This window comes from Variovorax paradoxus (assembly GCF_009498455.1).
GTDB lineage: Bacteria > Pseudomonadota > Gammaproteobacteria > Burkholderiales > Burkholderiaceae_C > Variovorax > Variovorax paradoxus_H.
In genome coordinates this window covers 3,904,457-3,918,543 of sequence record NZ_CP045644.1, presented here as the reverse complement: position 1 = coordinate 3,918,543, position 14,087 = coordinate 3,904,457, and the positions used below count along the sequence as shown (strand labels likewise).

The 14,087-nt window shown below is 65.6% G+C and carries 14 protein-coding genes; 10 read left to right on the top strand and 4 right to left on the bottom strand.

All coding sequences use genetic code 11. From position 1 onward, the window contains the following. Nucleotides 1–283 precede the first annotated feature (283 nt). Both aceA and GFK26_RS17850 read right to left on the bottom strand, forming a co-directional pair. The gene (aceA, locus tag GFK26_RS17855; RefSeq protein WP_153283129.1) at nt 284–1,615 is read right to left on the bottom strand and encodes an isocitrate lyase; all 1,332 of its coding nucleotides are present in this window, start codon (nt 1,613–1,615) and stop codon (nt 284–286) included. 205 nt (nt 1,616–1,820) lie between these two features. Further along, the gene (locus tag GFK26_RS17850; RefSeq protein WP_153283128.1) at nt 1,821–2,243 is read right to left on the bottom strand and encodes a gamma-glutamylcyclotransferase family protein; all 423 of its coding nucleotides are present in this window, start codon (nt 2,241–2,243) and stop codon (nt 1,821–1,823) included. A 35-nt stretch (nt 2,244–2,278) separates the two neighbouring features. On the opposite strand from GFK26_RS17850, the gene GFK26_RS17845 reads away from it, so the two are divergent. The 3 genes from GFK26_RS17845 (at nt 2,279) to GFK26_RS17835 (ending at nt 5,200) form a co-directional block, all read left to right on the top strand. Further along, the gene (locus tag GFK26_RS17845; RefSeq protein WP_153283127.1) at nt 2,279–3,208 is read left to right on the top strand and encodes a DMT family transporter; all 930 of its coding nucleotides are present in this window, start codon (nt 2,279–2,281) and stop codon (nt 3,206–3,208) included. 155 nt (nt 3,209–3,363) lie between these two features. After that, nucleotides 3,364–3,813, top strand: a complete 450-nt coding sequence (locus GFK26_RS17840) for an SWIB/MDM2 domain-containing protein (protein WP_153283126.1) — start codon at nt 3,364–3,366, stop codon at nt 3,811–3,813. Nucleotides 3,814–3,929: 116 nt separating this feature from the next. Next, nucleotides 3,930–5,200, top strand: a protein-coding gene (locus tag GFK26_RS17835) for an IS3 family transposase (RefSeq protein WP_228121677.1) whose coding sequence is annotated in 2 segments (ribosomal slippage) — nt 3,930–4,289 and nt 4,292–5,200 — 1,269 coding nt in all. Because the reading frame shifts where the segments join, the coding sequence is not laid out codon by codon here. A gap of 23 nt (nt 5,201–5,223) precedes the next feature. Here GFK26_RS17835 and GFK26_RS17830 read toward each other — a convergent pair. Continuing rightward, nucleotides 5,224–5,985, bottom strand: a complete 762-nt coding sequence (locus GFK26_RS17830) for an AraC family transcriptional regulator (protein WP_153283125.1) — start codon at nt 5,983–5,985, stop codon at nt 5,224–5,226. Between the two features lie 100 nt (nt 5,986–6,085). Between GFK26_RS17830 and GFK26_RS17825 the strand changes: the two genes are divergently transcribed. Next, complete coding sequence (locus GFK26_RS17825) at nt 6,086–6,379, top strand: hypothetical protein (protein WP_153283124.1); 294 nt, start codon at nt 6,086–6,088, stop codon at nt 6,377–6,379. Here GFK26_RS17825 and GFK26_RS17820 read toward each other — a convergent pair. After that, nucleotides 6,345–8,069 (bottom strand): thiamine pyrophosphate-binding protein, encoded by a 1,725-nt coding sequence (locus GFK26_RS17820; RefSeq protein ID WP_153283123.1) that lies wholly within the window; start codon nt 8,067–8,069, stop codon nt 6,345–6,347. The genes GFK26_RS17825 and GFK26_RS17820 overlap by 35 nt on opposite strands. Before the next feature lie 95 nt (nt 8,070–8,164). Here GFK26_RS17820 and GFK26_RS17815 point away from each other — a divergent pair, with 95 nt between their 5' ends. The 6 genes from GFK26_RS17815 (at nt 8,165) to GFK26_RS17790 (ending at nt 14,087) form a co-directional block, all read left to right on the top strand. Then, nucleotides 8,165–8,821: a TetR/AcrR family transcriptional regulator gene (locus tag GFK26_RS17815; protein WP_153283122.1), complete on the top strand. Its 657-nt coding sequence runs from the start codon at nt 8,165–8,167 to the stop codon at nt 8,819–8,821. Nucleotides 8,822–8,997: 176 nt separating this feature from the next. Then, on the top strand, nt 8,998–9,990 hold the full coding sequence (locus GFK26_RS17810) for a tripartite tricarboxylate transporter substrate binding protein (protein ID WP_153283121.1): 993 nt from the start codon (nt 8,998–9,000) through the stop codon (nt 9,988–9,990). Nucleotides 9,991–10,021: 31 nt separating this feature from the next. Then, the gene (locus GFK26_RS17805; RefSeq protein ID WP_153283120.1) at nt 10,022–10,795 is read left to right on the top strand and encodes an ABC transporter permease; all 774 of its coding nucleotides are present in this window, start codon (nt 10,022–10,024) and stop codon (nt 10,793–10,795) included. 40 nt (nt 10,796–10,835) lie between these two features. Further along, nucleotides 10,836–11,843: an ABC transporter substrate-binding protein gene (locus GFK26_RS17800; protein ID WP_153283119.1), complete on the top strand. Its 1,008-nt coding sequence runs from the start codon at nt 10,836–10,838 to the stop codon at nt 11,841–11,843. Nucleotides 11,844–11,866: 23 nt separating this feature from the next. Next, on the top strand, nt 11,867–12,646 hold the full coding sequence (locus GFK26_RS17795; RefSeq protein WP_153283118.1) for an ABC transporter ATP-binding protein: 780 nt from the start codon (nt 11,867–11,869) through the stop codon (nt 12,644–12,646). Between the two features lie 7 nt (nt 12,647–12,653). Then, nucleotides 12,654–14,087 carry an enolase C-terminal domain-like protein gene (locus tag GFK26_RS17790; RefSeq protein ID WP_153283117.1) on the top strand — a complete coding sequence of 478 codons (1,434 nt, stop codon included), beginning with the start codon at nt 12,654–12,656 and terminating at the stop codon, nt 14,085–14,087.

The following is a 14,087-nucleotide window of genomic DNA, read 5'->3' as shown; positions in this document are numbered from 1 at the left end:
CTTTGCTTGGTTGGTGCGCTGGAAAAACCAGCGAGCGCGGGGCTACCGGCCCTTTCCTTCGAAGAAGAAAAAGCCGCTGAATCCTTGCGGGGTAGTTCGCGGTGTCATAACCAAGGTGCCTTTCTCGCTCTTGTTGAGTGCAGAGTCGGCGATTCTAGCCGCTGCCTGCTGGGGCCGTGAGGCCGCGCCCATTCGTCGAAATGCCCACGGAAAAGCCCGGCACGGGGCCGGGCTTGGGGGCGACAGCGCAACGCGCCGTCACTCAGCGATCAGCGAAGGCAGCTCAGTGGAACTGCTCTTCTTCGGTCGAACCGGTCAGCGCCTTCACGCTGGACGAGCCGCCCTGGATCACGGTGGTCACGTCGTCGAAGTAGCCGGCGCCGACTTCCTGCTGGTGCGACACGAAGGTGTAGCCCTTGTCGCGTGCGGCGAACTCGGGTTCCTGCACCATGTTCACGTAGTGCTTCATGCCTTCGCCGTTGGCATACGCGTGGGCGAACTGGAAGGTGTTGAACCAGTTGATGTGGATGCCGGCCAGCGTGATGAACTGGTACTTGTAGCCCAGCTCCGACAGGTCTTCCTGGAACGAGGCGATCTGCTTGTCGTCCAGGTTCTTCTTCCAGTTGAACGACGGCGAGCAGTTGTACGACAGCAGCTTGCCCGGGCAGGCGGCATGCACGGCTTGCGCGAATTCACGGGCGAAGCCGATGTCAGGCACGCCGGTTTCGCACCACACCAGGTCGGCGTACGGTGCGTAGGCGACGCCGCGGCTGATGGCTTGCTCCAAGCCGTTCTTGACGCGGTAGAAGCCTTCTTGAGTGCGCTCGCCCGTCAGGAACGCCTTGTCGTTGGCGTCGTGGTCGGACGTGATCAGGTTCGCGGCTTCCGCGTCGGTGCGGGCCAGAACGATGGTCGACACGCCCATGACGTCGGCAGCGAAGCGGGCCGAGATCAGCTTCTCGCAGGCTTCCTGCGTCGGCACGAGCACCTTGCCACCCATGTGGCCGCACTTCTTCACGGCGGCCAGCTGGTCTTCGAAGTGAACGCCGGCAGCGCCCGACGCGATCATGTTCTTCATCAGCTCGAAAGCGTTCAGCACGCCGCCGAAGCCGGCTTCAGCGTCGGCCACGATCGGCAGGAAGTAGTCGATGAATTCCTTGTCGCCCGGGTTGATGCCGCGGCCCCACTGGATTTCGTCGGCGCGCTTGAAGGTGTTGTTGATGCGACGGACCATCGTCGGCACCGAGTCGTAGGCGTACAGCGACTGGTCGGGGTACATCGTTTCCGAGGTGTTGCCGTCGGCGGCGACTTGCCAGCCCGACAGGTACACGGCTTCCAGGCCAGCCTTGGCTTGCTGCATGGCCTGGCCGGCGGAGATCGCGCCGAAGGCGTTCACGTAGCCCTTCTTGGCGCCGCCGTTGATCTTGGCCCAGAGCTTTTCAGCACCGCGCTTGGCCAGCGTGTGCTCGATGGGGAGCGAACCGCGCAGGCGAACCACGTCGGCGGCGCTGTAGCCGCGCTTCACGCCCTTCCAGCGCGGGTTGGTGGCCCAGTCCTTTTCGAGGGCGGCAATTTGCTGTTCGCGGCTCAGTTGTTCGTTCAGGGTCTGGGGCATGGTCACTCCGTGAGGTTGATTGAAGGTTGGCGTTGCGGCCGTGGAGTTACTGTAATCCGATTGCGGACTCTTATGTCTTATAGAAGACATATTTTTGAATCAACAAAATCAACAACTTACAGAGATATTTCTCAATGAGAAATTATTTTTCTCATATCGAGAAAAAATATTGCGGCGCAGCAGCACGATTTTTCGCGATACGGAATCACTCTTTCGGTTGTGAAAACGTGCGCGCTTCGCCTTCGATTTCCGCCGCATGCGCGATCCAGTCGCCGCTGTCGATCACGCAACGACCTGCAATGCGCGTCGGATGGATCTCGTAGACCAGGCACTCGACCGATTGCGTGCCCACCGCCACGCGCACGCTGCGCCGGATGTACTCGCCCGAATCGTCGTCGGCCACTTCTTCGAGCCGGTCGAGTTCGCGCTCCACCTCCGGCGCGATGCGGTAGACCTCGCCCTTCACGCGCCCTGCCCCGCCGAGCACCACGCCCGGGTACGCGCCCAGGTCGTACAGCGTGCCGGCAATGAAGGCCTCGCCGACGAAGACCGGCGCCGGCCGGTAGCGCGCGATGTCGTTGCGCCCGCCGCGCCGCAGCGTGCCGTAGACAAGAACGTGGGGCATCATCGAATCCATCCGATCATCAACCAGCACCCAGTCTATTGAACCCCGCCGCTTCCACCTCCGGCCGCCTCGTGGCCTACGGCTGCCTGGCCTTGAGCATGTCGCTCGTCGGCATCTATGTCGCCCTCTCCAAGCCGCTGGTGGCCGCCTTCCCGGTGTTGCTGCTGGCCTGGCTGCGCTTCGGCATCGCGGCGCTCGCGATGCCGCACTGGCTCCAGCGCACGCCCGACGAACCGCCCATGAGCGCACGCACGCGCGGGCTCGTCTTCCTGGAGTCGTTCCTCGGCAACTTCCTGTTCTCGATCTGCATGCTGTTCGGCGTGAGCCTTACGAGTGCCGTGTCGGCGGGCGTGATCATGGCGTCGATCCCCGCGGCAGTCGCGGTGGCGAGCTGGCTCTTCCTGCGCGAGCGCATCACCGTGCGCATTGGCCTGGCCATCGGCTGCGCCGCGCTCGGCATCGGCCTGCTCGCGTTCACGCCTGCGCATGCGCCGGCCGCCACCGGCAGTGGGGTCGCAGCGCCGTCGATGCCGTGGCTGGGCAACCTGCTCGTGTTCTGCGCGGTGCTCTGCGAAGCCGCCTACGCAGTGATCGGCAAGTCGCTCACCGGCAAGCTGGGCCCCAAGCGCATCGCCTCGCTCATCAACCTGTGGGGCTTCGTGCTGTCGATGCCCTTCGGCATCTGGTTCGCGCTGCAGTTCGACTTCACCGCCGTGCGCTTCGGCACGTGGGCGCTGCTCGTGGCCTACGCACTGGCCGCCAGCATCTGGACCGTGTGGCTGTGGATGACCGGACTTCGCCACGTACCAGCGGCACAAGCGGGCGTCTTCACTGTTTTGCTGCCCGTCAGCGCGGCGCTCGTGGGCGTGCTCGTGCTCGGGGAAAACCTCACTTCGCCGCAGCTGATTGCGTTCGCGATCGCGCTCGTGGGCGTGGTGCTGGCGACGTGGCCTGGGCGACGAACGTGAACAACGCCCCTTCTCCCCTCTGAAAAAACAACAGCTCCCAATGAAAAAAGCGCTTTTTCCCTTGGAAACGCGTTTTTTCTCATTTAGCATCCGCACTGCCACTGGAGACGCAAGTTTTTCATTGGTGAACGTTCAACCAAAAAAGGAAATCAACCATGGCAACTGCAAAGAAGGCTCCGGCCAAGAAAGCTCCGGCAAAGAAGGCCGCTCCCGCAAAGAAGGCTGCGGCTCCTGCAAAGAAGGCCGCTCCGGCCAAGAAGGCAGCGGCACCCGCCAAGAAGGCAGCAGCTCCTGCAAAGAAGGCTGCACCGGCGAAGAAGGCTGCTCCTGCAAAGAAGGCTGCTCCCGCCAAGAAGCGCACTCCCAACGCTGCGTTCATGAAGGCCCTGACCCCCAGCCCGGCACTGGCCGCTGTGGTCGGTTCGACGCCTCTGCCGCGCACCGCTGTGGTGAGCAAGCTGTGGGACTACATCAAGAAGAACAACCTGCAAGACAAGGCCAACAAGCGCAACATCAACGCCGACGCCAAGCTGAAGGAAATCTTCGGCAAGGCTCAGGTTTCGATGTTCGAACTGGCAGCGCTGATTGGCAAGCACGTCAAGTAAGCGTTCGGGGGCCTCGTGCTCCTGAGTCAAAAAGCCCGCGTCATGCGGGCTTTTTTTTCGCCTGTGACCCGTCCTGAAATGGGTTGACACCTTTTCCGTCAAGAAAAGGCAAGTCAATGGAATCAGGCGTCAAACGCACGCAGCGGGACTACACGCTGGCTTTTAAGCTGTCGGTGGTCGATCAGGTAGAAAAAGGCGAGCTCACGTACAAGCAGGCTCAGGCGCGCTACGGTATCCAGGGCCGCTCGACGGTGCTGGTGTGGCTGCGCAAGCATGGTCGCCAGAACTGGGGTTGGGCATCATCGGGGCTGCCCATGCCAATACCGATCAAGAAACCCTCATCTGCCCCCACGGCACCACTGACTCCCGAACAGAAGATCAAGGCCCTGGAAGTCCAGCTTCGCGAAGCCAACGAGAAGGCCCAACTGTTCGAGGCGGTGATCGATGTCCTGAAGAAGGACTACGGGGTGCGCATCGTAAAAAAGCCTTCGGGCAAGTCCTCTCGCAAAAGCTCCTCCCGGGGCTGAGCGTGGCGAGGGCTTGCCGCCATTGGGGCGTCAGCCGCCAGGCCTACTACCAGCAGCTGCAGCATCAGCAGCAGCGCTGTGCGCGCGCCGACACCGTGATCGAGCTCGTTCGGGAGGTGCGCCTGCGCCAGCCCCGGCTGGGCGCGCGCAAGCTGCACCATCTGCTCAAGCAGCCGCTGCAGCAAGCCGGTGCGTGCCTGGGGCGCGATGCGCTGCTGGACGTGCTGCGCGAGGCCCGCATGCTGGTGGCGCCCCGGCGGGCGTATCACAAGACCACCGACAGCCATCATCGATTCCGACGCCATCCCAACTTACTCAAGCAGGGGCCGCAGCAGGTGCGAGCCACCGCCAGCGAGCAGGTGTGGGTGGCCGACATCACGTACCTGCCCACTGACGAGGGGTTCGTCTATCTCAGCCTGGTGACGGATGCGTGGTCACGCAAGATCGTCGGCCATCACGTCCATGACAGCCTGCACACCGAGCAAGTCAGCCAGGCGCTGAAAGAGGCGCTCAAGGGGCGCCAGACCCCGCAAATGCTGGTGCATCACTCCGACAGAGGCATCCAGTACTGCTCGAACGACTATCAGGAGATTCACAGGCGCCATGGCATCACCTGCTCGATGACCGACGGCTACGACTGCTACCAGAACGCGTTGGCCGAGCGCGTCAACGGGATCCTGAAGATGGAGTTCCTGCTGCATCGGCCCGCAGATCTGGCGCAGGCCGCCCGGATGGTCCGTCAGGCCGTGCAGATCTACAACCAGGAAAGACCGCACCTGTCCCTAAAATTGAAAACGCCCGATGAGGTTCATCGGGCGTCTATTGCCGGATTCAGCACGCCGGCTATGTGTCACTCGTAGGTGTCAACCTATCGCAGGACGGGTCACTGCGGCAAGCCGCCACCCGCCTCGAAGAAGCGCGCGGGCGTGCAGCCGAAGTGCTTGCGGAAAGCCTCGATGAAGGCGCTCACCGAGCTGTAGCCCACCGTCAGCGCCACGGCCGTCACCGACTCGCCCAGGCTCAGCAGCTCCACCGCCTTGAGCAAACGCGCCTGCTGGCGCCACTGCGCGAAGCTCCATCCCGTCTCTGCAGCGAAGCGTCGCGTGAGCGTGCGGCGGGCCATGCCGATGCGATCGGCCCACTCGTCGAGGCCATCGGCCAGCGCCGGATCGTTCGCCAGTGCGCTCGCCATCGCCACCAACCGCGGGTCCTGCGGCATCGGCAAGTGGAGCGACTCGCGCCCACCGGCGGCCAGTTCGTCGATCAGCACACCCACCAAGCGCGCGCGGCGGGGCTCCAGCAGTGCATCGGACGCCTCCAACGACATCAACCGCGCCAGCAGCTCCCGCACCAACGGCGTGGCGGCAAAGACGTGAGGCCCGTCCGGCAGCGCCGCCGCAGCCGATGCGTCGATGTGCAGGCTCCATCCCGACGTGGCACCGAAGCTCTGTGCGGCATGGGCACAGCGCGGCGCGATCCAGCCGATCCATCCCGGCGGCTGCACCCAGCGGCCTGCGGGCGTCTCGATGACCTGGAGGCCTTCGCGCAGCGCGAACAACTGGCCGGTCGCGTGCGCGTGGTAGCCGGTGACGCGCGGCGCTTCATGCGCGTAGCGCCAGAGCGTCGTGGGCGACTCAACCGCCATGACTGGCCCGCTGGCGGTATCGATTGGCCTCGCGCCGCAAGCCCGGCACCGCCCCACTGCCTAGCATCGGATGCATCAGCCAGCTCACCAAGGAACCGCCATGAAAGCGCAAGACATCATTCCCGACGGGCAGGACTTCGCCGTCATCGACGGCCACACCGTCCGCAAGGGCTCGGTCGGCGCTTTCCTGGCGAATGCGCGCGTGCTCGAAGACGCCAATGCGCCAGCCGACGCACGCCGCATCGCCCGCGACGACCTGCTGTCGCTCGTCCCCACGCTCGATGCGCTGGGCCTGTTCGACGTCTTCGAACTGCGCTCGCCCGCGTTGCGCGACGAGGTGGCCCGTCATCGCGCCACGCTCAGCCCTGCGCCTGCTGCTTCGCCGCGCGCGTGATCGACGCGAGCGTGCCGCGCGTGGTGATCACCTCGGGGTCGAGCGGGATCTCGATCAGCGTGCCCGTGTCGGCCGCCAGCGCGCGCAGCAGCGCGGCTTCGAACTGCGCCGTCTCGGTGACCCGCTCGGCCGCGTAGCCATACGCGCGCGCCAGCCCGCAGAAGTCCGGGTTGCGCAGCGCGGTGCCACTGGTGCGCTCGGGGTACTCGCGCTCCTGGTGCATGCGGATCGTGCCGAACATGCCGTTGTTGAGCAGCACGACGATGCTCTTGCCGCCGTGCTGCGAGGCCGTTGCCAGCTCCTGCCCGTTCATCAGAAAGTCGCCGTCACCCGCGATGGTGAAGGCCACGCGCCCGGTCGCAATGCTGGCCGCGATGCCGGCCGGCACGCCGTAGCCCATCGCGCCGCTGGTCGGCGCCAGCTGCGTCTTCGCACCCTTGGCGAGCCCGTGGTAGCGGAAGTAGCGGTGCACCCAGCTCGCGAAGTTGCCAGCGCCATTGGTGATGGCCGCATCCGCGGGCAGGTGCTTCTGCAACAGCGCCACCACGGCCGCCATGTCGACCGCGCCGCGCGGTGTTTCGGCCGGCATGCCGGTGAGCGCCTGCGGCTCGAGCCAGGCTTCGTAGTCGGCATGCAGCTGCTGCGCCCAGTCTTCCCACGGCAGCGAAGGCGGCGCACTCAGCACCTCGAGGCTGCGCGCGGCGGCGCTCATGCCGGCGTTGATCGCCAGGTCGGCCTGGTAGACACGGTTCAGCTCCTCGGCGCTCGCATGGATGTGCACCAGCCTCTGCCTGGCCTTCGGCGCTTCGAGCAGCGTGTAGCCGCCGGTCGTCATCTCGCCCAGGCGCGGACCGATGGCCAGGATCAGGTCGGCGTCCTTCACATGCTGCGCGAGCTTCGGGTTGATGGCGATGCCCACGTCACCCGCGTACAGCGGGTGGTGGTTGTCGAAGGTGTCCTGGAAGCGGAAGGCGTTCGCCACCGGCAGGCGCCAGTTCTCAGCAAAGCGCTGCAGCGCCTGGGCGGCCTGCGTCGTCCAGCCACCGCCGCCAGCAATCACCAGCGGGCGCTGCGACTTCAGCAGCAACTCGCGCAGCGTGCGCAACGCGCCGGGGTCGCTCCACGGCTGGACCGCCTCCACGCGCGCCAGCGGCCGTGCGGCCGTCTCGGTGCGCAACATGTCTTCGGGCAGCACCAGCACAACCGGGCCCGGCCGGCCGTTCATGGCGGTGGAGAAGGCACGCGCGATGTACTCGGGAATGCGGTCGGCGTCGTCGATGCGCTCCACGCGCTTGGCGAAGCCTTTGGTGCTCGGACCGAAGAAGCTGGCGTAGTCCACTTCCTGGAAGGCTTCGCGGTCGCGGAAGTCGCTGCCGACGTCACCCACGAACAGCACCATCGGCGTCGAATCCTGGAACGCGTTGTGCACGCCGATCGAGGCATTGGTCGCGCCCGGTCCGCGGGTCACGAAGCACACGCCCGGCCTTCCGGTGAGCTTGCCGTGCGCCTCGGCCATGAAGGCCGCGCCGCCCTCCTGCCGGTTCACCACGAAGCGTGCGCGCTCACCGTACGCATGAAAGCCGTCGAGCACCGCCAGGAAACTCTCGCCCGGCACACCGAAGGCGACCTGCATGCCTTGTTCGACCAGGCACTCGACGATCAGGTGGCCGGCGGGTTGTGATGTACTCATGAAAAATTCGAACCTCAGTTGCAAATGTCTCCGGCAATTATGTGCGCCCGCCTTCCACGCCTTGTCTTAATTCCCCAATTGGTTAAATTCGCGTCATGAAGGCCCCCAAGGACTCTTTGCCCGAAACGCTCGAGCCGCGCTCGCGCGACGCCGACCGCTCGCAGCTGGCCATCCTCGCGTCGGCGCGCGACGAGTTCGCCGCGCGCGGGCTCGCCGGTGCGCGCATGGACAGCATCGCCGAGCGCGCAGGCCTGAACAAGCGCCTCATCTACTACTACTTCGGCAGCAAGGACGACCTGTTCCTGGCCGTGCTGGAGCGCGTGTACGCCGACATCCGCGCCGCCGAACAGCGCCTGCACCTGGACGAGATCGAGCCCGTCGAAGCCATTCGCCAGCTGGTGTCGTTCACCTGGCACTACTACCTGGAGCACCCCGAGTTCATCACGCTGCTCAACAGCGAGAACCTGCACGGCGCCTCGCACCTGAAGCGCTCCGACCGCATCCAGGAGATGAACTCGCCGCTGGTGCAGCTGCTCGCCACCGTGCTGGAGCGCGGCAAGAAAGACAACCTCTTTCGCGCCGGCGTCGACCCGGTGCAGCTTTACATCTCCATCGCGTCGCTGTGCTACTTCTACCTCTCGAACAACCACACGCTGTCGGCCATCTTCGGGCGTGACCTGCGTGCCCCCAAGGCGATGGCGCAACGCCTCTCGCACATGACCGACCTCGTGCTGGGCTACGTCCTGCACTGACCTGACGGACCGGCGCGCGCCCCGCCGCGGGCGCGCCCACCCCTCTCCTTCGCTCTCCGGGTAATCACTAGGCAGCCGCCGTTGACGCTGCGGCGCAGCCGTTCCTAAAATCGGCAATTCACTCGTTGGTGAATTGATCGATCCAAGAATGCGGCCCGACCGCGCGGAGACACACCTTGAAGCCCCTTGCCAGCACTGCACGCACCACCGTCCTTGCCTCGCTGACCTGCATCGCCGCCCTGTTGCCGGGCCTGGCCGCAGCGCAGAACGGCTACCCCACCAAGCCGATCCGCGTGATCGTTCCCTTCGCCGCCGGCAGCACGACGGACATCATTGCCCGCGCCATCGCCGACAAGATGAGCACCAGCATGGGCCAGACGCTGGTCATCGACAACCGCGGCGGCGCCAGCGGCACCATCGGCCAGCAGGCGGTGGCCACGGCCGCGCCCGACGGCTACACGGTCATGATCCATTCGTCGTCGCACACGGTGAGCCCGTCTACCTTCGCCAAGCTGCCCTTCGACACGCTGCACGACTTCGCGGGCGTCACGCCCATCTCGTCGCTGCCCAACGCGCTGGTCATCTCGCCCAGCAAGAACATCAAGACCCTGCCGCAGCTGCTGGCCGCCGCGCGCGCCAAGCCCGGCAGCATGAACTTCGCCTCGGCCGGCCAGGGCAGCGCCACGCACCTGAACGCCGAGAAGTTCAAGATGGCCGCGAAGATCGATGCGACCAACATCCCCTTCAAGGGATCGGGCGAGGCCGTCACCGAAGTGCTGTCGGGCCGCGTCGACTACTACTTCTCGCCCATCGCGCCCGTCATCGGCCAGATCAAGGACGGCCAGCTGCTCGCACTGGCCGTGGGCTCGCCCAAGCGCGCCGCGGCCCTGCCCGACGTGCCCACCACCACCGAAGCCGGCGTGCCCGGCTCCGAGTTCAACTTCTGGATCGGCATGATGGCGCCCGCCAAGACGCCGCGCGACGTCGTCAACCGCCTGCACGACGAGGTGGTCAAGGCGCTGGCCACGCCCGAGGTGAAGGAGCGCTTCCTCAAGCTGGGCGCCGACGCCTGGACGCTCAAGCCCGAGCAGTTCGACGCCTACATCAAGGACGAGATCGCGAGCAACGCGCAGCTCGTGAAGGCCGCCGGCCTGTCGGTCCAGCCGTAGTCCGACACAAGAGGCTGCCGTCGTCATCGCCATGTTCCGCAAGCTCCTGCTCTCCCCGGCCCTGCGCCCGTTCTTCCTGATCCTGTTGCTGCTGGTGCTGTGGGACCTGACGATCCGCCTCTTCAAGATTCCGGCCTACCTCATTCCCCCGCCGTGGGAGGTCGTGAAGCAGCTCGTGGCCGAATGGCCGCGCCTGCTCGCAGAAGCCTGGAAGACCACGCTCGCCACGCTGGGCGGCTTCGGCCTGACGATCGTCATCGGCATTCCGATCGCGATGGTCATCGCCTACTCGCGGCTGGTCGAGTCGTACGTGTACCCGCTGCTGGTGTTCTCGCAGAGCATTCCGAAGGTCGCGATTGCGCCGCTGTTCGTGGTGTGGTTCGGCTTCGGCATCCTGCCCAAGGTGATCAGCGCTTTTCTGCTGGGCTTCTTCCCGGTGGTGGTGTCGACGGTGATGGGCTTCAAGTCGGTCGAGCCCGACATGCTCGACCTGGCCCGTTCGATGGGCGCGAGCCGCCTGCAGACCTTCTTCAAGATCAGCCTGCCGCAAGCGTTGCCCGCGATCTTCAGCGGCCTGAAGGTGTCGGTCACGCTGGCCGTGGTGGGCGCGGTGGTCGGTGAATTCGTCGGCTCCAACTCGGGCATCGGCTACGTGCTGCAGGTGGCCAACGGCAACTTCGACCTGCCCTTGATGTTCGCCGCGCTCGTCGTGCTGTCGAGCATCGGCGTCATTCTTTTCGTCGCCGTCGACCTGGTCGAGCGCGTGATGATTCCGTGGCATGCCTCGCAGCGCCACGTGCAATGAGTTCCTTCGCCATACCCAGAAAACTCCCGGAGACAACGCCATGAAGAAACTGCTGCTTCCCTCGCTGCTCGCCGCAGCCGCGCTCGCCACCTTCGCCATCGCCCCCGCCCACGCGCAGGCCGACAAGCCGAAGAACAAGGTCACGCTGATGCTCAACTGGTACCTGTACAGCGAGCACGCGCCCTTCTTCCTGGGCAAGGAGAAAGGTTTCTACGCCGAGGAAGGCATCGAGCTCGACATCCAGGAAGGCCGCGGCTCCGCCGTCACCGCGCAGGCGGTGGCCGCCAAGTCGGCGACCTTCGGCTACATCGACGTCACCACGATGATCAAGGCTGCTGCCAAGGGCGCGCCGCTGAAGTCGACCGGCGTGCTGTTCCAGGTGAGCCCGATGTCGGTCATGGGCTTCACCGAGAAGAACATCAAGACGCCCAAGGACATCATCGGCAAGACCGTGGCCGTGACGCCTGGCGATTCGATGTCGCAGATGTGGCCGCTGTTCCTCAAGGTCAACAACATCAAGGCCGACCAGGTGAAGATCGTCTCGGGCGACGGCCAGACCAAGCTCAATGCCGTGACCAACGGCCAGGCCGATCTGCTGCTGGGCTACGTGATGGACCAGGCCATCAAGCTGCAGGACGCCACCGGCAAGCCCGTGACGCCGATCCGCTTTGCCGACTCGGGCGTGAACCAGATCAGCTCCGGGATCATCACCCACAAGAACCTGCTGACCGAAAACCCCGACCTCGTGAAGCGCTTCATGCGCGCCTCCACCAAGGCCGCTGAAGCCGCCGAGAAGAGCCCCGAGGCGGCCGTGGACGCGATGCTCAAGGCCAACCCGAAGGCCGGCGTGCGCGACACGCTCATCGTCGGCATGAAGCAGAGCGTGGCGCTGTATCACACGAAGGACACGGCCAACCAGCGGCCGTTCCGCGTGGCGATGAAGAACGTGAACGACTCGCTCGACCTGCTGGTGCAGTACGGCGGCATGGATGCGTCCACACGCGGCAAGCCCGAGGACTACGTGACGCTCGACTTCCTGCCGAACTGATTTCCTGCCCTCTCACGCATTCCATGTCCCAAGTCAACCTGATCGAAGCGCGCGGCGTCTCGAAGACCTACCAGAGCAAGGACGGCCCGGTCGAGTCGCTCAAGCCGCTGGACTTCGCCATCGAGGAAGGCGAATTCGTCTCCGTCGTCGGCCCGTCGGGCTGCGGCAAGAGCACGCTGCTCAAGATGGTCGCGGGCCTGCTGCCGATCAGCGGCGGCGAGCTCACGCTGGCCGGCAAGCCCATCAAGGGGCCGCAGAAGGACGTCGGCATCGTGTTCCAGAGCGCCGTGCTGCTGCCCTGGCGCAGCGTGGAAGACAACATCCTGCTGCAGGCCGAGATGCGCCACCTGCCCAAGGCCGCCTCGCAGGCCCGGGCGCGCGAGCTGATGGAAATGGCCGGCCTCAAGGGCTTCGAGGGCAAGTACCCGTGGCAGCTCTCGGGCGGCATGCAGCAACGCGCATCGATCTGCCGCGCGCTGTTGCACGACCCGTCGGTGCTGCTGATGGACGAGCCCTTCGGAGCGCTTGATGCGATGACGCGCGAGAAGATGAACCTGGAGCTGCAACGCATCTGGATGGCCTCGAAGAAGACCGTGATGCTCATCACCCACAGCATTCCCGAGGCGATCTTTCTGTCCGACCGCGTGATCGTGATGAGCGAACGCCCCGGCTCGATCGCCGCCGTGTATGACATCGACCTGCCGCGCCCGCGCACGCTCGACATGATGGCGTCGCCCGAGTTCGGCCAGTACACGAAGCTGGTGCGCGCGCATTTCTTCTCGCAGGGCATCCTGGACCACTGAAGCGGCCATGACCGACGCGCCCCGTTTCCACATCGAAGAGATCCGCTTCGCCGAGCGCGACGTGGCCCTGCGCCTGCCGTTCCGTTTCGGCGCGGCCACCGTCACCGCCTGCCCGCAGGTCTACGTGCGGGCTCGTATCCGCTTCGAGAACGGCGGCACGGCCGAGGGCTGCGCGGCCGAGATGATGGTGCCCAAGTGGTTCGACAAGAACCCCGCACTCACCAACGAACAGAACTTCGAGCAGCTGCGCTTTGCGCTGCGCGATGCGCGGGACGCGTACGTCGGCGAAGACGATGCGCAGACCGCGTGGACGCACTTCGCCTCGAACTACGCTGCGCTGCAAGCCCGCGCGAAGGCCAAGGGACTGCAGGCGCTGGTCGCCAGCTACGGCCCCGCGCTGATCGACCGCGCCGTGATGGACGCGCTGTGCCTGCACACCGGCACCAGCTTTGCAACGGCCATGAGCGCCAACCTCTGCGGCATCGACATCGCTGGCAGCGGCCTCGCCGACGATCTCGCGGGCTTCGACATGCCCGCCTTCCTCGCCCGCCAATCGCCGCGCACCAGCATCGCGGCACGCCACACCGTCGGCCTGGCCGATGCGATCGACGACAGCGACGCGCTGCCCGACGCACCGACAGACGGCCTGCCCACCACGCTCGCCGCGGCGGTGAAGCGCTACGGCCTCACGCACTTCAAGCTCAAGCTCTGCGGCAACACCGCGCAGGACATCGACCGGCTCCAGCGCATCGCCCGCGTGATCGACGGCCACGCGCAGCTCGTGACGCTCGATGGCAACGAGCAGTACGCCGATGCCGACGACTTCGCCGTCTTCCTCGACCGCATGCTCTCGACGCCCGTGCTGTGGAAGCTCGCGCAGAAGACCGTCTTCGTCGAGCAGCCGATCCGCCGCGATGCCGCCTTGGAGCGCAGCGTGTCGGCGCTCGGCAAGCGCATTCCGCTGCTCGTCGATGAATCCGATGGCACGCTCGATGCCTTCGTGCAAGCCCGTGCGCTCGGCTACACCGGCGTGTCGAGCAAGAGCTGCAAGGGCTTCTACAAGTCGGTGGTCAACGCGGCGCGCTGCGCGTACTGGAACGCGGCAGAAGACAAGCCGCGCTACTTTCTCTCCGGCGAAGACCTGACCATGCAGGCCGGCATCGGCGTGCAGCAAGACCTCGCGCTCGTCGGCTGGCTCGGCCTGTCGCACGTCGAGCGCAACGGCCACCACTACGTCAACGGCCTCGCCGCCGTGCCCGAGGCCGAGCAGCAGGCGCTGCTGCAGCTGCACCCCGGCCTCTACGAAACCAGCGACGGCGCCACGCGCCTCGCCCTCCGCGACGGACAGTTGTCCCTGTCCTCGCTCGCCACCGCGCCCGGCTTTGCCACCGGCAAACCCGGCGCCGGCATCTCGTGGGACGCCATGCGTTCCGTCTACTGA